Below are 18166 nucleotides of genomic sequence, written 5' to 3'. Positions count from 1 at the left end.
TATACAAAACACGGAAACAGAAGCGCTCTGTTTCCGTGTTTTGTATAAAACGTACTGACATCTCTAGCTATTCTTGTGTTGGTTCTGATCCTGATCAGCTTGATTCATCGGGCAGGAGTCCGCGTTATTCCCGTTCATGCCGCCCTGTCCGCCTTGGTTCATATTCATCGATTGCTGCTGATTCATCATATGTTGATGCATGTCACCATGATTCATCGTATCATGTGACATACCGCCGTGATTCATCATATCGTTTGACATGCCGTCATGATTCATCATCTGCCCGCCGGGCATGCTCTGCTGCGGCGCCGTCCAGCCGGCAAGCTGCGGATCAGCCATGCCGAAAACCATGGCAATATGCGTTAAAGCAACGAAAGCAAAGACCCAAATAACGTGTTTTTTCAATTTCATTCTCGTATCACTATTTTTACTGATAAGATTGAATTCCATAAGTAAAATAACGACAGCAGGTATGACGGCAAGTAAATAACTGTAAACAGCAATTACATCAAGCGGACCGCGCCACTGAATAGTCGGAACATACCAGACGGCGATGAAGATCGCCACGGCGATAAAGAAAATCGCTAAGACAATCGACGCCCCGTGTCGCAATGAGCTCCAAGTACCTTTTCCCTCTTCCTGATAATACAAACTGAAAATCTCGGAAGCCAAAACTGTTTCCGCCAAAGTCATCGGCACCAACATGAATAAAATCAGAAACCACGGTTGGTGCAACGACAAAAGTTCCATATAGTGTGTCATTGCCATATTCATCATCATAAATCACTCCTTTTTGTAGTGTCTACAGTATACCTGTTCCCTATAGAGAATTTATGAAGAAAATGTGAAGATATAATGAAGATCACCTTCACCCAACCCCCGTCACCGAAAGAGCATCGCTGCATCTCAACATGCGATGACCGTATGTATTGCCTGAAGACCTTGATTTTTCTTTTACAACATACTATAATATCATCAACGTCCGTAATTTTAGTTGCATTGTAGGGAACTTAAGTTGCTATACAAGGAGAGGGGTCTTATTTATGTCCATTCAATTAAGTATCGTCATTTTATATATCTTCCTGCTTTTTGCGATCTCTCTCTATGTCAAACATCGTGCAGCCCAAAATCCGACAGAATACTTATTTGCCGGCCGAAAGCTTTCAACGACACTGGTTGCCGTCAGTATCACCGGCATGGCCGTCGGTGCCGCTTCTACGGTCGGCGTCGCAGAAAGCGCCACAAAGATCGGGCTTGCCGCCGGCTGGTATAACGGCGCCTGGTCTATTGGCGCCATCGTCATGGGGATTCTTGCGGCAGGCCGCTACCGCTCGCTGAATTGTACAACTATTCCGGAACTCTTTGAGCGGAGCTACGATAAGAAAGCTCGTGTCATCAGCGTTATCGGTCTTTCCCTGATTATGATCTGCATTACGTCGCTGCAATACGTTGCCGGCGGCTCCATCTTATCAACGCTTATGCCCGATATCTTCACGATGGAATCGGGCATGATCGTAAGCGCCGTTGTATTCATCGGCATTACGGCTATCGGCGGACTCTGGTCTTCAGGATTGTCAAATATCCTCAGCGTCACCGTCATTTACTTGGGCATTATTTATTCTCTCGTCCGCATCCTGCTCCGCGACGGCGGTATCAGCGGCATCGCTGCCAGTCTTCCCGTTTCCTCCGTAGATTGGTTCAGTCCCTTTGCCGGCATTTCGGCGGCGACGCTTCTCGGCTGGATCATCGTCATGGTGACGCAGGCAATTACCGCACAGGGACCGGTCCAAATCGCCTGCGGCGCAAAAGACGCAGGCGCCGCCAGACGAGGGTTCATTTTAGGCGGCATATTGATCTTTCCCATCGGTTTCCTCTGCGCCATCTTGGGATTGGCCGCCAAAGCGCAATATCCCGACTTGAACCCGACATTGGCATTACCGCAAATTATTATGAGTCTCGATCCCTTTTCGTCGGGCCTGACCTTGGCCGGTCTCTGGGCCGCCGACGTTTCAACGGCCTGCACGATCCTTCTCGGCGCCAGCACTCTCGTTGCCCAAGATATTTACCGCCGCTTCTTCTCACCGAAAATGACACAAAAAACGTATTTGCGCGCCAACCGAATGATTACGCTCCTGATCGGCATCGGCACCTTATGGATGGCCTTTAACGCCGTCGGCATCGTCAAGATCATGCTGATCGGCCTGAGTCTGACGACCGCCTTTACGCTCGTCTTCCTCTGCACGCTTTTCTGTCCTTCCCTATGCCGCAGGAACACGGCCTTCTGGACGACACTCGTCGGAATTGCAGGACTGATCCTCTGGCAGCTTTTCCCGGCAATACGCATCTTGCCTCATGTCATTTATTTTGAATGGATCATCTGTACGGTTACCCTTCTTCTCGTCCGTGTTATCGACAAAACGCCGATTACGCCGCCGACACGCCGGGAAGACGACCTGTAAAATGCGGCACATGCAGACGGCATTGACGGAAGCGCGAGAACCCCCGGTGTTCTCCAATTCGTCAAATAGCTAAACAGAAAGGGTCTGCAGCGAAAGGCATATTCAATGCCTTCCGCTGCAGACCCTTTTGCCATGTTTCACGTGAAACACCAGTAGATGATATTGTCAAACGTCTACATCCCGCAAATCCAAAGAACGAACTTTTTCGCGTACAGGCAAGATCGCCGCCGGACTGACAGACAATTCATCAATCCCCATGCGCAGAAACGTTTCCGTCAAGGACAAATCGGCGCCGAGTTCGCCGCAAATGCCGACCCAGATACCGGCGGCGTGTCCGTTCCGAACCGTCATTTCAATCAACCGCAAGATCGCCGGGTGATGGGCGTCGAAGAAATCGTCAAGCCGTGTCTGCTGACGATCGATGGCCAGCGTATATTGCGTCAGATCATTCGAGCCGATACTGAAAAAATCGACTTCTTTCGCCAGTTCATCACTGATAATCGCCGCCGCAGGCGTCTCGATCATAATCCCTACTTCCATTTCTTTGTCGTAAGCGATCCCTTGTGCCGTCAATTCTTCTTGTACATCGCGAAGCATCGCTTTGCTCCGCCTGATTTCATCAAGGGAAATAATCATCGGAAACATGACGGCGACTTTGCCGAAGGCGGAAGCCCGACACAACGCGCGAAGTTGGATCCTGAACAAGTCGGGGCGGCTGAGGCAAATGCGGATGGCCCGCATGCCCATGGCCGGATTTTCTTCCGTCTCCAAGTTGAAATAGTCTACTTTCTTGTCGGCGCCGATATCAAGGGTGCGAATGACGACACGTTTACCGCCCAGTGCCTGCGCCGTTTTTTTATACGCCGCAAACTGCTGCTCTTCCGTCGGATATGTCGTATTTTCCAAATACAGAAATTCACTGCGGAACAGGCCGATCCCTTCCGCGTCATGTTCCGCTACTTGGGCCAAATCTCCCGTATTGCCGATATTGGCATACAAATCAATTCTTTTCCCGTCCTTCGTTTGTGTCGGCAGTCCGCGCAGCCGCTCCAATGCGGCCTGATGAGCCGCCGCCGTCTCCGCTTTGCGCTCCATCGCCGCCAACATCTCCGGATCGGGATCGAGATAGACCGTACCCGTATACCCGTCAATAATGACTGTCAACCCTTCAACGTCATCATGGAACGGCGTATCGGTGCCGACAACGGCGGCTATCCCCAACGTCCGCGCCAAAATAGCGGTATGTGAATTGGTGCTGCCGCCGGATGTAACAAAACCGAGGATCTTATCCGTATCGAGCTGCAGCGTTTCACTCGGTCCCAAGTCATCGGCGCCGATAATGACACCGTCATAAGCGCTCAAATCGGTATCCTGGCAGCCGCAAAGCGCCGCTTCGACGCGGCGTGAAATGTCGATGACATCGGCGGCGCGGGCTTGCATATACGTATCATCCATAGCACGAAACATCTGGGCAAACTGCTGCGCTGTCCGTTCTACTGCGTCTTCCGCACTCATATTGCCGCTGCCGATCAAGGTTTCTACCGTTTCCAGATAGTCATCGTCGGCAAGCATCATCTGATGCACCTCAAAAACGGCGGCTTCGTCTTCCCCCACTTTTTCAACGGCGCGTTCGTACAGCGCCTGCAACTGCGCGACAGCCGTTTGCCGGGCCTGACGGAAACGCTGCAGCTCCGCTTCTATGCCGGCAGCAGGCCGCTGCGCCGCAGAAGCGGACTGCCGGTGAAACAGTGCTAGCGGTCCGATCGCAATGCCGGCAAACACGCTTTTCCCCCGTATCACTAACATCGGCATCCCTCCTTGCTATAAATTGGCTTGCAACGCCGCTGTCACGGCGGCAGCCGCCGCTTCTTCATCGGCACCGTCAACTTGTACGGTAATGGTCTCGCCTTGCTTGATTCCCAGCGCCATGACGGCGAATATCTTTTTCAAATCACCGGTTTTGCCGCCTTTAACAACGGTAATGGCTGAGGTAAATTTCTTCGCTTCCTTCACGAGAATGCCGGCAGGACGAGCGTGGACTCCTTGAGGGTCGGTAATAACGTAAGTAAATTCTTTCATTGAAAAAACCTCCTTTATACGAAACACGTAATCGGAAAAATATTGACAAACAATCTATTTCAACCGTTAACAGATGCGAAATCTATGCCGCGTCGTCACGGATTATTCCCATGATGACCGCTCCGACGGCGGCACCGGCAAGCAGCGACAACGCATACATGGGCCAATGCGTAACGACACCGAAAACGAAGATACCGCCGTGCGGCGCCGGAACGGCGCATTCGAAGAGCATCGATAATGCGCCGGCCACGGCAGACCCGACAGCACAAGACGGAATAATATGAACCGGATCGGCGGCGGCAAAGGGAATAGCGCCTTCCGTAATAAACGATAAGCCCATAATAAAATTGGTTACCGTCGACTGCCTTTCCTTGACCGTGAATTTTTTGCGGAAAAGGAGCATCGCCAAGGAGATGGCAATCGGCGGTACCATGCCGCCGATCATGACGGAAGCCATAATGCCGGAACTGACAGCAGCTCCGGACGCGTTCAGAAGCGACGCCGTCCCGAACACGTAAGCCGCTTTATTGATGGGTCCGCCGAAATCAATCGACATCATGCCGCCAAGAACGAGGCCGAGGATCACCTTGCTCGACGTCGTCATCGACAACAAGGCGTTCGCCAGCCATTGATTGAACACGGCCGTCGGCGGATTGATCAGATACGTCATGACGACACCGATAAGGATCAACCCGCCGACGGGATAAATAAGGATCGGCTTCGTTCCTTCCAGCGCCTTCGGCATGTTCCGGCATAATCGTTTCAGCGCAAGCACCAAATACCCGGCAATAAACCCGGCGAAGAGAGCGCCGAAAAAGCCGGAACCGCCGTTCGTCGCCAAAAAACCGCCGACGATACCGGGCATTAAAGCGGGCCGTTCGCCGATGCTGGCGGCAATAAACCCGGCCAAGATCGGCAGCATCATACTGAAGGCAAGGCCGCCGGTCTGTTTCAGGAAAGCCGCCGTTGCCGTACCACTTCCGAAAGCGGCCGTACCGGCATGTTCCATATCGACGAGAAATGCCAGGGCAATGAGAATGCCGCCGCCGATAACAAACGGCAACATGTGGGAAACACCGTTCATGAGATGCTTATAAACCTGACGCCCCACACTCTCCCGCCCCGTATCGCCGGCCGCTTCGTCGCTGCTGCCGCCGCCATCGAAAACGGGAGCCGTACCGTCCACGATAGTCCGGATCAATCGTTCCGGCTCCTTGATCCCGGCAGCCACACGCACGAACAGTACTCTTTTACCAGCAAACCGCTGTGTCGGCACGTTCTTGTCAGCCGCCACGATGACGCCGGCAGCTCGTTCAATATCGTGCGCGCTTAAGCTGTTCTTTATGCCGCCGGAACCGTTCGTTTCCACCTTGATCGCGATTCCCATGGCCGCCGCCTTGTTTTCCAACGCTTCTGCCGCCATGTACGTGTGGGCAATGCCGGTCGGGCAGGCCGTCACGGCGACGATAAAAGGTTGCGTCGCCGTATCGGCAACTTCCGGGAAATGCTCTTCTTCGCCAAGGATAGCCGTCTCCTTGGCATCAATGCAGGCCAAAAAGGCTTCTTGCGTCGGCGCCGCCAGCAAACGGGCACGAAAATCATCATCCATAAGCATACGGCTTAACCGGCTCAGAACATTGAGATGAACGTCGGCGCCATCTTCGGGAGCGGCGATGAGAAAAAACAGAAAAGCCGGTTCATCGTCAAGACTTTCGTAATCGACGCCGCCGCGAACGACCATCGCCGCCAGTCCCGGTTCAGCAACGGCAGCCGTCTTGGCATGCGGGATGGCTACCCCTTCGCCGATACCGGTACTGCCTTCCGCTTCACGCCGCAGAACGGCGTCTTCATACGCCTGCGCATCAATCAGATTACCACTTTTTTCCATCAGCGAAACGGCATGAGCAATGGCGGCGCGCTTATCGGCCGCCACAGCCTGTAAATCAATGCTGCAAAGCTGTAACAAATCGCGAATCCTCATGATCTATCTCCTCTCTTTATTCAGTTGCAGACTAAACAGCCGCATAACATCCTCTTTTTCAGCTAACCAAGGGCGAAAGGCGGAAGCGCTGCCGGCACTGATTCCCAACTGCAGCGCCTTTTGCAGATCGCCGTCGTACCGTTCATACCCGGCAAGAAAACCGGCCACCATACTGTCGCCGGAACCGACGGAATTGACCAGCGTGCCGGCAGCCGCCGACAGGCGGTAAACCTTTTTATCTTCCCCCAGCAGCAGCGCGCCTTTACTGCCGAGCGAAACCAATACATTACAGGCTCCCATAGCCTGAAGCCGTCTGGCACAGAGAACGACCTCTTCATCGCGATGGAGCTCCAAGGCGAACAGTTCTCCCAGTTCAGCCTGATTCGGTTTGATCAGGAACGGGTGATAGTTCAGGACTTTTTTCAACAAGTCGCCCGTAGCGTCGACAACGGTGCGAATCGGCCTGCCGCTGAGTCCTTTTAAAATTTGCTCGTATATGTCGACGGGAATATCTGCGGGAATACTGCCGGCCAAAACCAGCGTATCCCCGTCTTGAAGGCGCTGCAGCCGCTCCGTTAAAGCGTCCAGGGCAGAAGCGGGAAGATGAGGCCCCATCCCGTTAACGGCGGTTTCCGAGGCAGCGCTGATCTTTACATTAATACGGGAATTCCCTTCCGTCAGGCGGATAAAGTCGCAGTCGCCGCCGTTGACCCGGCAAAGACGCTCAATCTCCTGCCCCGTAAATCCGGCGACAAAGCCGAGCATCTTGGCCGGGATCCCCAGGTTGCCGAGCATTAAGGCGACGTTGATCCCCTTGCCGCCGGGATAGATCCGCTCTTCTTCAGCCCTGTTGATATCGCCGCTGACAAACCGCTTCACGCGCACGACATAATCAAGAGACGGATTAAACGTTACTGTATAAATCATACGATATGCACCTCTGTAATCTGCTGAAACGGCGTAAAATCAAAATGCTCCGCTTCCTGCGCCGTAATAATGGAAACTTCCGCCAAATCGGCAAACGTAATGTGTGAAGCCAAACCGAACTTACTGCAGTCCGCCAAAACCGATTTATACCGGCAATGCTGCAGGGCCGCCATTTTGCAATCGCCTTCTTCCGCATCCGGCGTCGTACAGCCGGCTTGGAGAGAAATGCCGTTCGCACCGAAAAACCCTTTCGTGAAATGATACCGCCGCAGCATATCCCGCATCTCACTGCCGACGATGGCCGCCGTTTTCTCCTTGATGCGGCCGGGCAGGATCAGTACGTCTCGACCGAAATGAGCCAATTTCTGTGCCAGCGGCAAACTGTTGGTCACGAAAGAAGCCTTGGAACCGCTCAAAAAGTCGGCCATCTGTTCAACAGTGGAACCGGCATCTAAATAAATAAAATCAGCATCGCCGATCTGTGCCGCCGCAAAGCGGGCAATCCGTCGTTTCGCCTCCATGTGGTACGCGTATTTTTGCTGTAAATCCTCCCAGTCGGCATCGTAAGCTCCGCAGCCCTCACGCCACGTCGCTCCACCGTGAACGCGATTTACAAAACCCGACGCCTGCAGAGACAGCAAATCACGCCGTGCCGTCGCTTCGGAAACGGAAAACAGAGAAACGATTTCCTGTACCGTAAGGGCCTTTTGCCGGCGAATGTACTTTAAAATTTCCTGCTGCCGCTCTTCCGCCAACATGTGATCACATCCTTGCTCTTGTCGTTAATTATGTATTCAGTATATCGTCACATTCATTCTAAATCAATCATATTCAATCAATATATAAATTAAGCAATCAAAATCGATCGCTTATAAGATAAAAACATACCGATACCAAACAATTGTGCCCTCTCCGGCCGGTTACGGTGCAAAAACCTGCTATCCCGCCATCTTCCTCAGCCCATGTTAAGCGCCCTACCGGGACGGCCGCCGTTTTTTCGCGGCTACCGGCCACTTCGTTTCGGACAATGTAATTTTACACAATTTATACAGCCTCTTTTCACGTTACTGAATATCCTTCTGTATCATAACTGACAGAGTGATATTTTATCGAAAAGGAGAATAGTAAATGAGATTAAAAACGCTAGCTTTATGTGCCTTGACGGCATTCAGTATTGTCGGCCTGATCGGCTGCGGCAATACCGGCACCACCGCATCTTCCGGCAACTCGGACAAAAAAATCGAGCTTAAATTCTGGCATGCCATGGGCGGCAGCGGCGCCAAGGGGATTGATGAACTCGTCAAGCGGTTTAACGACTCACATCCCAATATCCACGTAACGGCTGAATTCCAGGGTTCCTATGACGATACGATCACGAAACTGCGCAACGCCGGGAACGGCAAAAACCTGGGCGCCGACGTAGTACAGGTTTTTGATCTCGGCACGCGGTACATGATTGATTCGGGCCTGACCGTACCGGTCCAGGATTATCTGGACAAGGACAAGTACGATATCTCCAAGATAGAACCAAATATTGCGGCGTATTATACGATAAACAATAAGCTGTACTCCATGCCGTTCAATTCGTCAACGCCGCTTTTGTATTACAACAAAGACATCTTCAAAAAAGCCGGCATCGAAAAGCCGCCGACATCGCTGGAAGAACTGAAAGCGATGGGACCCAAATTAGTTCAAGACGGCGGCGCGCAAATGCCGTTGGCTCTGACGATATACGGCTGGTACAGCGAACAGTTCTTCTGCAAATCCGGCATTCCTATCTTCGATAACAATAACGGACGTGAAAAAGCGCCAGGCAACTATATTGCCAATAACAATAAAGAATTGGAACAACAATTGACTGTTTGGAACGAATTGGCCAAAGCCGGCATTGCCCCCAATATCGGACGGAAAGGCGGCCCTGATGAATTCAATTCCGGTAAGGCGGCCATGACAGTCGCTTCAAGCGCCAATCTCCGTGATACGCTGAACCAGGTCGGCGGTAAATTCGAAGTCGGCACGGCGTTTTATCCCAGCGTAAAAGCCGGTGATAAAGGCGGCGTGTCCATTGGCGGCGCTTCCCTTTGGATGATCAACAGTGAAGACAAAGCCCGTATGGACGCTACCTGGGAATTCATCAAGTTCATGATCAGCCCCGAATCACAAGCTTATTGGAATTCCATGACCGGCTACTTCCCCATTACGGTAGATGCAGCAAAAGAATCGGTCTTCAAGGATAACATGTCCAAGTTCCCGCAGTTCCAGACGGCCATCGATCAGCTGCATGCTTCCAATCCTCAATCGCAAGGCGGATTAAGCGCGTCCTTCGCCGAAATTCGTCAGATTACGGAAAAGGAAATCGAAAATATGCTGAACGGTGCCAAGACACCGGCGCAGGCAGCCGCCGCCATTGCCGAACAGGCCAATGCAGCCATAAAGATTTACAATGACGCGAACGGCACAAAATAACAAACTGGAACAATTTCATTAACGGACATTGCTGACAGAAAAACGACAATTTTTTCCTTGTCGTTTTTCTGTGTTTTTTGCAAAAATAATACAGCCAGACGGCAGACGAGGTACTCTCATGAACAAAGACCTTTTGTCAAAAATAATGGCCTGGGAAGGCTATCTGTACCTATTACCGGCCATACTTATTATGGTCATATTCATCATCTATCCCTTCGTGCAGACCATCATCCTCTCGCTTCACCAAACGAATGTAAAGGGCCTGATGATACATTTTAAAGGCCTTGGCAACTACATCGATCTGTTTTCCAATCCCGTATTTTATCACAGTATCATGATCACCGTCGTATTTGTCGTGATCACCGTCTGTGTCGGTGTTTTCATCGGCTTGACCAGTGCGCTGCTTTGCCAGAAAGACTTTCCCGGCATCCGCGTATTCTCCGCCACCTACGCGATGCCAATGGCGATCGCTTCTTCCGGAATCGCGCTGATCTTCCAGATCATGCTGAATCAGACAAACGGGATTATCAACATGCTGTCAGGCGCCCATATCGGCTGGCTCACTACCCCGACCTATGCACTGCTGTGCGTCAGCTTTATTACGGGTTGGCTCAACAGCGGCGTCAATTTCCTTTACTTCTGCGCCGGCCTGGCCAGCATTGACAACAGCTTATATGAAAGCGCCTCTATTGACGGCGCCGACAGTATCAGAAAATTCCTATACATTACCTTGCCGAATCTCCGCCCCATAACCTTCTTCGTTATCGTCACCAACATCATTCAGGCCTTTCAGGCCTTCGGACAAATCAAAATCCTTACTATGGGAGGACCGGGAGAAGCTACCAATGTGCTGGTGTACGACATTTACAAAAACGCCTTCATCACCTTCCGCTACGGGTACGCCTCTGCCGAATCGGTAACCTTGTTTATTATTGTCATGATACTGACATTTGCTATCTTCAGACTCCGCGCCAAAGGTGGGCAACAACATGAAAAAAATTAACGATTGTAAAACAGCGGGTATACTGCTTTTAAACATACTGATGGCCATATTTGTCATGTTCCCGATCATCTACGCCGTCTGCATCACCTTCAAACCGCCAAGCGAAGTATTTGAAGCCAACTTTTTTCCAACAAATCCTACCGTTCAGAATATTATCGACGCCTTTGAAACGGCGCCATTGGGAACCTATCTCTTAAATACTTTCATCGTGGCGGTCTCCATTACGTTGGCACAGTCGCTCACTTCCTGTTTAGCCGCCTTCGCCTTCCGTTTCCTGAAGTTCAAAGGCAAAAACTTGCTGTTCGCCCTGGTCATGGCCACCATGATGGTTCCCGGCGAAGCGATCATTATCGCGCAATATTTGATGGTCCGGGACTGGGGTTGGCTCGACACGCTGTATGTATTAATCATTCCCTTCGCCATTTCCACTATCGGCATTTTTTTATTCAAACAGGCGTTGGAAAATTTTCCCTATGAAATTTACGAATCGGCCCGAATGGACGGCTGCTCAAATATCTACTTCGTCTTTTATATTCTGATTCCCTTAATGCGGCCGACGCTGGGAGCTTTAGCGGTAAATTCCTTTTTAAGCGGCTGGAACATGTACATGTGGCCGCTGTTGACTACCAGTGCCGACAACAGCCGCACCGTTCAGATCGGGCTGAGCATGTTGAATGCCGTCGATTCGCAGTCCATCGTTCTGATCATCGCCGGCGTCGTAAGCTGCATGATCCCGTCGCTGATCATCTTCATCGTATCGCAAAAAAATATGATCAAAGGACTGGCCGCCGGCGCCGTAAAAGGATAGTGCCGTCTTCGCATAAACGACGGCACGCATTGCCAATCATATCGATAAAGGAGTTTTTATGTCTAACGTCACCTTGGAAAACATCAGCAAACTATACGACCATTCTAAACAGACCTCCGTCAGCAAGTTGAACCTCGCCATACGGGACGGCGAATTCGTCGTCATCGTCGGGCCTTCAGGCTGTGGTAAATCCACCACTTTGCGCATGATCGCCGGACTTGAAACGATCAGCGAAGGCAAACTCTACATTGACGATGAACTTGTCAATACAAAAGACGCCAAAGACCGAAACATTGCCATGGTTTTTCAAAATTACGCGCTTTATCCGACGATGACCGTGCGCGACAATATGGGTTTCGCCCTGAAAATGCACCGCGTGTCCAAAAAGGAGATCGACAGAAAAGTACGCGAAGTCGCCGGCATCCTGCAATTGGAACCATATCTCGACCGCAAACCGGCGGCTCTCTCCGGCGGCCAACGACAGCGCGTCGCCCTCGGCCGGGCCATGGTACGGCAGCCCAAAGTCTTCCTGTTGGATGAACCGCTTTCCAATCTCGACGCCAAACTGCGGGTGACGATGCGGGCCGAAATCGTAGAGCTCCATCGCAAACTGCGCACGACCTTCATTTATGTCACCCACGATCAGACGGAAGCCCTGACCATGGCGGACCGCATTGCCGTCATGAACAGAGGCAAGCTGGAACAGTTCGCAGCGCCGAAAGAATTGTACTGGAATCCGGCCAATCTGTTTGTCGCCGAATTTATCGGCAGCCCCCAAATGAACACGGTGGCGGCGACGCTGTTCCATAAAGAAGGCGCCGTTTATGTCCGGCTGCCGTCTGGAGCCGACCTGAAACTGCCCGATGCGGTCGTCGGCCGGTTAAAAAAACCTGCCCTTAATCCGAAAATCTACCTCGGCTTTCGGCCGGAGCATATCCGGCTGGCCCGGAAAGACGAAAAAAACACCCTCTGCGTTCATGTTCAAAACGTGGAAGACATGGGCTATGATACGTTCGTCTACTTCCATATGCCCGGCAGCCGTCACCAACTCGTCGCCCGCCTGACAGGCAACGAAAACATCGCCTATGACGCCGATATCTCTTTTGTCATCGACATGGACCACGTCTATCTCTTCGACGGGGAAACGGAACAGTCTTTATTAACCCCTGTTTCCGACGTCGCTGCAAAGGAGACCGGCCATGACTAGCATCATTGCTCACAGAGGGTTTGCCGCCAAATATCCTGAAAATACGATGTTGGCGTTTCAAAAAGCTCTCGCCTGCGGTGCCGACGGCATCGAACTGGATGTACAGATGACGAAGGACGGCGTCCCTGTCATCTGTCACGACGAAGACATCTCCAGAACCAGCAACGGCGTCGGTTATCTCAAAGATTACACGTATGCGGAGCTGTGCCGATTAAATTTCGCGCATACCTTTAAAGGCATCTGGAAAAAAATCCCGACGCTCGAAGAATACGCGACTTGGGTAAAGGAGACGGCTTTAATAACCAATATCGAATTAAAAACGAATATCTTCACTTACGACGGATTAGTGCCACGCGTAAGCGAGATTATTTCCCGACACGGCCTGGAAAGCAGGACCATCTATTCCTCCTTCAATCATGAAACGATCCGGGAAATCAAGCGCCGTCAGCCGGAAATCCCCTGCGGCTTTCTGACCGACTGCCGCCTGCTGCAGCCGGAAGACTATTGTCGGCAGCGCCATGTCGAATGCTATCATCCCAACTATCTGCACGTCACGTATGAAACGGTTCAGGCCTGCCATGCCTGCAACATCGCCGTAAATCCGTATACGGTAGACAAGCCGGAAGACATTCAACGCTTCCTGTCCTGGCAGACGGACGGCATCATTACGAACAACCCGGCGTTGGCGCTAAGCTGCAAAATAAAACAATACGGCTGAGCCGATCATCTCCGACTCCGGCAGGGACGGGACCGCGCCTGTCCATTATGCAATAAAACGAAACGGCAACGTCTTTCATCCTGACACCCAAACGCCCCCATGCCGACCGCTGCATTCGACATGGGGGCGTTTTCCCGCCGTTTTGATCTATTATTTTACCGTTGTGCGCTATCCGCCGCAGTCCGCCCGGATATCTCCGCTCCGGCGCAAAGCGGCTTCGCGTGCCGCTTACAGCGATTCGTATGTCGGTACGGTACCGCTCATAAAATCATGCCCGCAGCAAACTCATCCAAAGATAGCCGACGCCGGCGATGAAGAACACCTCCACCACCGACACAACCGCGCCCGTCAGCCACCATTCTTTTTGTGTCACATATCCTGAAGCGTAGTAAATGGCCGCCGTTCCCGTGCCGTAATGCGTCGTGCCCGGAGACACACAGGTCAATAAAGCAAACACCATCCCGATAACGTATAAATCTCCGCCCAATGCCGCCAAAACCGTAACGAAGGGCAGAAAGAAAGCCTGCAGATGGATAAAGAGACTGGTCAAAAAATAGTGAATATAAAAGTAGAGCAATACCAATGCCGCGTAAACGAATATGAACGCGCATCCTAAAAAAGGAGCCTGTATACAAGTTACGAGCCAATGAATAACGCCGTGGCCGGCTAAAAATCCGGTAAGGGCGAGCAACGGAGCAAGCCAGAGCAAGATATCCCAAGCCATTTTTTCTTCCAACAAATCGGCATATGCTATAATCTTCGTGTAAAGCATCAACACTACGCCGGTTAAAGCAACGACAGCCGCATGGATCTGCAATGCAGGCCCCAACGTCCAAAGCGTAATCATCCCCAAGAAAATAGCAAGCAAAACCTTCTCTCTTTTTGCCATTGGGCCCATTTTTTTTAGCTGTTCCCGCGCGAAACGGGGCGCCAACTTCATCTCTTCCGCCGTCATCGTCGGTTTGTTCAACCCATAAATAACCCAGGGAACGGCGACTGAGACGAGAAGCATCGGCACACTGGCATATACAAACCAGGTCAGCCACGAGATTTCTATGCCGAACGATGCCTGCAGCATCGCAACAGCCAGCGGATTCGTCGACATGGCCGTTAAAAACACGGCGCCGATAATTAAATTGAGCTGAAAACTTGCCATAAACAGGTAACTGCCGATTTTTTTCCGACTGCTTGCCGCCGGTCCGGAATCCAGCGCTTCGGCGAGAGCCTTCGTGATCGGAAATATGATTCCCGCTCCCCTGGCATTCGTATTCGGCAAAAAAGGGGCAATCAAAAAGTCGCAAAAACTGATCGCATAGACGAGCAGGATCGGATGATGCCCCATGACAGCAATGAAGTGATACGCGACGCGTTGTCCGAAACAGGTTTTCCGAAATCCGACGGACGTGAAAAAAGCGAATAACACCAGCCAAACCGCAGGATTCCCGTATCCGCCCAACAATACCTCCAAGGGCACGGACTTCGTCAGCAGGAGACTGCATAACAACACGAGCACCAGGACTCCCAGCGACGCCGCCGAAAAAAAGCAGGCCAGAATAAATCCGGAAAAAAGCGTAAAAGCATGCCATACAGGTACAGAAATACCGGTTGGCGCCTCGGTCAAGTATAAAACACCGGCAACGGCAAGGGCCGGCAAGAACCGCATAAAACCGTTTATATCTTTCATTTCTCCTCTATTCCCGCACAAATAGCGTTACGTTTTTTTTGCATTGCCGCACCTAGCGGCCGAAAAGTACGCGCGCTGCTGCGCCGCACCTTTCGCCCCGTCGCGGTCGCCTCCTTCTTATTCCGCAAACGCGGCCAACAGCTTATATTTTTGTATTTTTCCTACGGCGGTTTTAGGCAATTCGTCTACCCATACAAACCGTTTCGGTACTTTAAACGCCGCTAAATGACGCAAACAGAAGGATTTCAGTTCTTCATCCGTCGGTTTGTCGGTCCCGCCGGCAACCAAAAACGCCCAGGGAACCATTCCCCACGTCGCATCGATTTTACCGACGACGGCCGCTTCACGGACATGGCGACTGTTTTTTAAGCAAGTCTCTATTTCAACGGGATAAATATTTTCTCCCCCCGAAATGATACAATCTGCCAGTCGGCACTTGACATATAAGTACCCCTCTTCGTCAAGATATCCCATATCGCCGGTTCGATACCATCCGTCGGCGGTAAAGGACCTTTGATATCGCTCGTTCTGGCCTAAATACCCGACACATAACGCCGGCGACTGAATCTGGATCTCGCCTACGCCGCCTTCGCCCGCTCCGGTCCCGCCAATGCGCAGGCGGTTCGAAAAAAGCGGCAATCCTGCCGAACCCATTTTTCTTGAAATATCGCGAGGCGGCAGAGCGGCGATTTGCGAGCAAGTTTCCGTCATGCCGAAGGACTGTACCACGGCAATCCGCTTTTCCTGACAGGCCGACAATAATGAGCGGTCAACAAAGCCTCCTCCTAAAAGCATAAGGCGGAACGAGTCCGGATATACGGCATCGCCAAGATCTTTTAATAATGCCGAAAGCGTATAGCTTACTACGGAAATGATGCTCCCCTTCCCACGCAGCAGCGCCTGATTGACCAAAGCGGCGTCAAAGCGCCGGAAAAGATGAACCGGCATGCCGTAAACCAGCCCCCTGACAAGCACGGAAAGGCCGCTGACATGATATAACGGCGTAATCGCCACCCACATATCCGCTTCATGGAAACCGAGGTTCGTAACGCTGGCCATCGCCGATGCGTAATGATTGCCGTAACTTTGCATTACGCCCTTAGGCTTTCCCGTCGTTCCGGAAGTATATAGAACACTCATGACCTGATCGTCCGGAAACAACTCCTGCATGACGCGCCGCCGGGACGCCTTTTTTCGGTTGGCGTAACACCATTCCAACGAAAGGCACGTTATGGCAACATCCGTTGCCGCGTCGTTCACTTCCGAAAGGCGCGTCAACCATTCATTTGCGCAAAAAATCAGAGAGAGGCTTGCATCGTTAATCTGCACAGTCAATTCTTCCGCACTCAGCCGCGTATTCAAAAGCACCATTTCTATGCCGGCGTTCATGCAGGCTAATATGGCGACGTACATTTCTGCGGAATTATTCGAAAAAATGCCGACACGGTTGATTCCGCCGCAGGCATCCAACACGGTGGCGAACAGATCGCTCATTTCCTGTGCCGTTCGGTACAGCTCCTCAAACGTCCACTGCTCTTCTTCAAAGATGAACGCCAACTTGTGCGGCGAAAGCCGCGCCCGTTTAAAAATCCAGTTTTCCAGTGTCATAGAAAACAGCCTTACGGAAATTTCGGATAAGAATCAAAATCGGGAGACCGTTTTTCCAAAAACGCATTTTTTCCTTCTTTGGCTTCATCCGTCGTATAGTAAAGAAGGGTCGCATCGCCGGCAAATTGCTGCAAACCGGCGAGACCGTCCGTATCGGCATTCATCGCCGCCTTAATGAACCGCAGTGCCGTCGGCGACATTTCCAAAATCTTCTCGCACCATTGCAGCGTCACCGTTTCCACGTCCGCCAAAGGAACCACCGTATTGACCCAACCCATTTCATACGCTTCCTGCGCCGTATATTGCCGGCACAGGAACCATACCTCTTTAGCCCGCTTGTGTCCAATGACTCTCGCCAAATATCCGGAACCGTATCCGGCGTCAAAGGAACCTACCTTGGGTCCGGTTTGTCCGAAACGGGCGTTATCTGCTGCAATCGTCAAATCGCATACCAGCTGAAGCACGTTCCCGCCGCCGATAGACCAACCCTTTACCATGGCGATGACCGGCTTGGGAATCACGCGGATCAGCCGTTGCAAATCAAGGACATTCAAGCGCGGAATGCCGTCTTGTCCTACATAACCTCCATGGCCGCGTACACCTTGATCGCCGCCGGAGCAGAACGCCTTATCACCGGCTCCGGTTAAGATAATAATCCCAATGTGGGCGTCGTCACGGCAAAGGGAAAACGCCTCCATCAATTCCTTTACCGTTAACGGCGTAAACGCGTTGTGTACCTGAGGACGGTTAATCGTGATTTTAGCGATGCCCCCGTTCCGTTCAAATAAAATCTCCTCATATGTCTTCACCGACTGCCAATCTGTCATGTTGCCTTCTCCTCTCCAATTACGTTTATCTGCTTTCTCCGTTGTTGCCGTCAAGCGAATCTCGTCCCTGCATTTACCCATCCCTTTTGGCCGTTAACGAGCCTGCTATACAGCGGACAGCGCCGCCTTTCGCGCCGGTTTCGGCAAGGACGCGCAAACGCAAATCAAGGGCAGAACCATCTGCGATATTGTGATGATGAATCTATCGTACCCTGAGATTCTGCCCATATATTTTCTTCAACCGATGTCGCCATGCAAGCAACTATTGTGTCCATTATATCAATAATTGTTTTAAATGAGAAGAAAGAAGACGGAACTGCCGTCGTCTTGGCGCCGCTTCATTTCTTTCTGCCGTCTTCAACGCGGTAAGACGGCATGTCCCGCCGCAATCGACTATCT

At 51.7% G+C, this 18166-nt stretch carries 15 protein-coding genes; 6 read left to right on the top strand and 9 right to left on the bottom strand.

What is annotated here, in order from left to right; translation table 11 throughout:
- Positions 1 to 63: 63 nt before the first annotated feature.
- On the bottom strand, positions 64 to 780 hold the full coding sequence (locus tag C0977_RS06440) for a DUF6803 family protein (protein WP_200814235.1): 717 nt from the start codon (positions 778 to 780) through the stop codon (positions 64 to 66).
- A 263-nt stretch (positions 781 to 1043) separates the two neighbouring features.
- Here C0977_RS06440 and C0977_RS06435 point away from each other — a divergent pair, with 263 nt between their 5' ends.
- Positions 1044 to 2459 (top strand): sodium:solute symporter family protein, encoded by a 1416-nt coding sequence (locus C0977_RS06435; RefSeq protein WP_023053964.1) that lies wholly within the window; start codon positions 1044 to 1046, stop codon positions 2457 to 2459.
- A 165-nt stretch (positions 2460 to 2624) separates the two neighbouring features.
- Here the strand turns inward: C0977_RS06435 and ptsP are convergent, their stop codons facing one another.
- The 5 genes from ptsP to C0977_RS06410 form a co-directional block, all read right to left on the bottom strand.
- Positions 2625 to 4265 (bottom strand): phosphoenolpyruvate--protein phosphotransferase, encoded by a 1641-nt coding sequence (gene ptsP, locus C0977_RS06430; RefSeq protein WP_101912820.1) that lies wholly within the window; start codon positions 4263 to 4265, stop codon positions 2625 to 2627.
- A 15-nt stretch (positions 4266 to 4280) separates the two neighbouring features.
- Entirely contained in the window at positions 4281 to 4538 is a 258-nt protein-coding gene (locus C0977_RS06425) for an HPr family phosphocarrier protein (RefSeq protein WP_101912819.1), read from the bottom strand.
- Between the two features lie 82 nt (positions 4539 to 4620).
- Positions 4621 to 6519: a PTS fructose transporter subunit IIABC gene (locus C0977_RS06420; protein ID WP_101912818.1), complete on the bottom strand. Its 1899-nt coding sequence runs from the start codon at positions 6517 to 6519 to the stop codon at positions 4621 to 4623.
- A 3-nt stretch (positions 6520 to 6522) separates the two neighbouring features.
- Positions 6523 to 7446 (bottom strand): 1-phosphofructokinase, encoded by a 924-nt coding sequence (gene pfkB / locus C0977_RS06415; RefSeq protein ID WP_101912817.1) that lies wholly within the window; start codon positions 7444 to 7446, stop codon positions 6523 to 6525.
- Positions 7443 to 8204 carry a DeoR/GlpR family DNA-binding transcription regulator gene (locus C0977_RS06410; protein ID WP_101912816.1) on the bottom strand — a complete coding sequence of 254 codons (762 nt, stop codon included), beginning with the start codon at positions 8202 to 8204 and terminating at the stop codon, positions 7443 to 7445. The genes pfkB and C0977_RS06410 overlap by 4 nt, the downstream gene beginning before the upstream one ends.
- A 370-nt stretch (positions 8205 to 8574) precedes the next feature.
- Here C0977_RS06410 and C0977_RS06405 point away from each other — a divergent pair, with 370 nt between their 5' ends.
- The 5 genes from C0977_RS06405 to C0977_RS06385 all read left to right on the top strand — a co-directional run bounded on the left by C0977_RS06405 (position 8575) and on the right by C0977_RS06385 (position 13648).
- A complete protein-coding gene (locus C0977_RS06405; protein ID WP_023054016.1) occupies positions 8575 to 9912 on the top strand; it encodes an ABC transporter substrate-binding protein in 1338 nt (445 codons plus the stop codon).
- A gap of 118 nt (positions 9913 to 10030) precedes the next feature.
- The gene (locus C0977_RS06400) at positions 10031 to 10915 is read left to right on the top strand and encodes a carbohydrate ABC transporter permease (protein ID WP_023053917.1); all 885 of its coding nucleotides are present in this window, start codon (positions 10031 to 10033) and stop codon (positions 10913 to 10915) included.
- Complete coding sequence (locus C0977_RS06395; RefSeq protein ID WP_023054057.1) at positions 10902 to 11723, top strand: carbohydrate ABC transporter permease; 822 nt, start codon at positions 10902 to 10904, stop codon at positions 11721 to 11723. The genes C0977_RS06400 and C0977_RS06395 overlap by 14 nt, the downstream gene beginning before the upstream one ends.
- Positions 11724 to 11781: 58 nt before the next feature.
- Positions 11782 to 12930 carry an ABC transporter ATP-binding protein gene (locus C0977_RS06390; protein ID WP_101912815.1) on the top strand — a complete coding sequence of 383 codons (1149 nt, stop codon included), beginning with the start codon at positions 11782 to 11784 and terminating at the stop codon, positions 12928 to 12930.
- Complete coding sequence (locus C0977_RS06385; RefSeq protein ID WP_101912814.1) at positions 12923 to 13648, top strand: glycerophosphodiester phosphodiesterase; 726 nt, start codon at positions 12923 to 12925, stop codon at positions 13646 to 13648. The genes C0977_RS06390 and C0977_RS06385 overlap by 8 nt, the downstream gene beginning before the upstream one ends.
- 268 nt (positions 13649 to 13916) lie before the next feature.
- Here C0977_RS06385 and C0977_RS06380 read toward each other — a convergent pair whose 3' ends face one another.
- The 3 genes from C0977_RS06380 to menB all read right to left on the bottom strand — a co-directional run bounded on the left by C0977_RS06380 (position 13917) and on the right by menB (position 17767).
- Positions 13917 to 15332, bottom strand: a complete 1416-nt coding sequence (locus C0977_RS06380; RefSeq protein WP_101912813.1) for a DASS family sodium-coupled anion symporter — start codon at positions 15330 to 15332, stop codon at positions 13917 to 13919.
- A gap of 117 nt (positions 15333 to 15449) precedes the next feature.
- Positions 15450 to 16940 (bottom strand): o-succinylbenzoate--CoA ligase, encoded by a 1491-nt coding sequence (gene menE, locus C0977_RS06375; RefSeq protein ID WP_101912812.1) that lies wholly within the window; start codon positions 16938 to 16940, stop codon positions 15450 to 15452.
- Between the two features lie 11 nt (positions 16941 to 16951).
- Positions 16952 to 17767, bottom strand: a complete 816-nt coding sequence (gene menB, locus C0977_RS06370; RefSeq protein ID WP_101912811.1) for a 1,4-dihydroxy-2-naphthoyl-CoA synthase — start codon at positions 17765 to 17767, stop codon at positions 16952 to 16954.
- Positions 17768 to 18166: the final 399 nt, after the last annotated feature.

This window comes from Megasphaera vaginalis (ex Bordigoni et al. 2020), assembly GCF_900240295.1.
GTDB lineage: Bacteria > Bacillota > Negativicutes > Veillonellales > Megasphaeraceae > Megasphaera > Megasphaera vaginalis.
This window is presented reverse-complemented; position numbering and strand designations above follow the sequence as displayed.

Excerpts from the sequence above, each read along its gene's own strand:
- C0977_RS06420 (WP_101912818.1), bottom strand. The coding sequence starts at position 6,519 with ATGAGGATTCGCGATTTGTTACAGCTTTGCAGCATTGATTTACAGGCT.
- C0977_RS06380 (WP_101912813.1), bottom strand. The coding sequence starts at position 15,332 with ATGAAAGATATAAACGGTTTTATGCGGTTCTTGCCGGCCCTTGCCGTT.
- C0977_RS06425 (WP_101912819.1), bottom strand. The coding sequence starts at position 4,538 with ATGAAAGAATTTACTTACGTTATTACCGACCCTCAAGGAGTCCACGCT.
- C0977_RS06405 (WP_023054016.1), top strand. The coding sequence starts at position 8,575 with ATGAGATTAAAAACGCTAGCTTTATGTGCCTTGACGGCATTCAGTATT.
- pfkB (WP_101912817.1), bottom strand. The coding sequence starts at position 7,446 with ATGATTTATACAGTAACGTTTAATCCGTCTCTTGATTATGTCGTGCGC.
- C0977_RS06395 (WP_023054057.1), top strand. The coding sequence starts at position 10,902 with ATGAAAAAAATTAACGATTGTAAAACAGCGGGTATACTGCTTTTAAAC.
- ptsP (WP_101912820.1), bottom strand. The coding sequence starts at position 4,265 with ATGTTAGTGATACGGGGGAAAAGCGTGTTTGCCGGCATTGCGATCGGA.
- menE (WP_101912812.1), bottom strand. The coding sequence starts at position 16,940 with ATGACACTGGAAAACTGGATTTTTAAACGGGCGCGGCTTTCGCCGCAC.
- menB (WP_101912811.1), bottom strand. The coding sequence starts at position 17,767 with ATGACAGATTGGCAGTCGGTGAAGACATATGAGGAGATTTTATTTGAA.
- C0977_RS06440 (WP_200814235.1), bottom strand. The coding sequence starts at position 780 with ATGATGATGAATATGGCAATGACACACTATATGGAACTTTTGTCGTTG.
- C0977_RS06385 (WP_101912814.1), top strand. The coding sequence starts at position 12,923 with ATGACTAGCATCATTGCTCACAGAGGGTTTGCCGCCAAATATCCTGAA.
- C0977_RS06410 (WP_101912816.1), bottom strand. The coding sequence starts at position 8,204 with ATGTTGGCGGAAGAGCGGCAGCAGGAAATTTTAAAGTACATTCGCCGG.
- C0977_RS06400 (WP_023053917.1), top strand. The coding sequence starts at position 10,031 with ATGAACAAAGACCTTTTGTCAAAAATAATGGCCTGGGAAGGCTATCTG.
- C0977_RS06390 (WP_101912815.1), top strand. The coding sequence starts at position 11,782 with ATGTCTAACGTCACCTTGGAAAACATCAGCAAACTATACGACCATTCT.
- C0977_RS06435 (WP_023053964.1), top strand. The coding sequence starts at position 1,044 with ATGTCCATTCAATTAAGTATCGTCATTTTATATATCTTCCTGCTTTTT.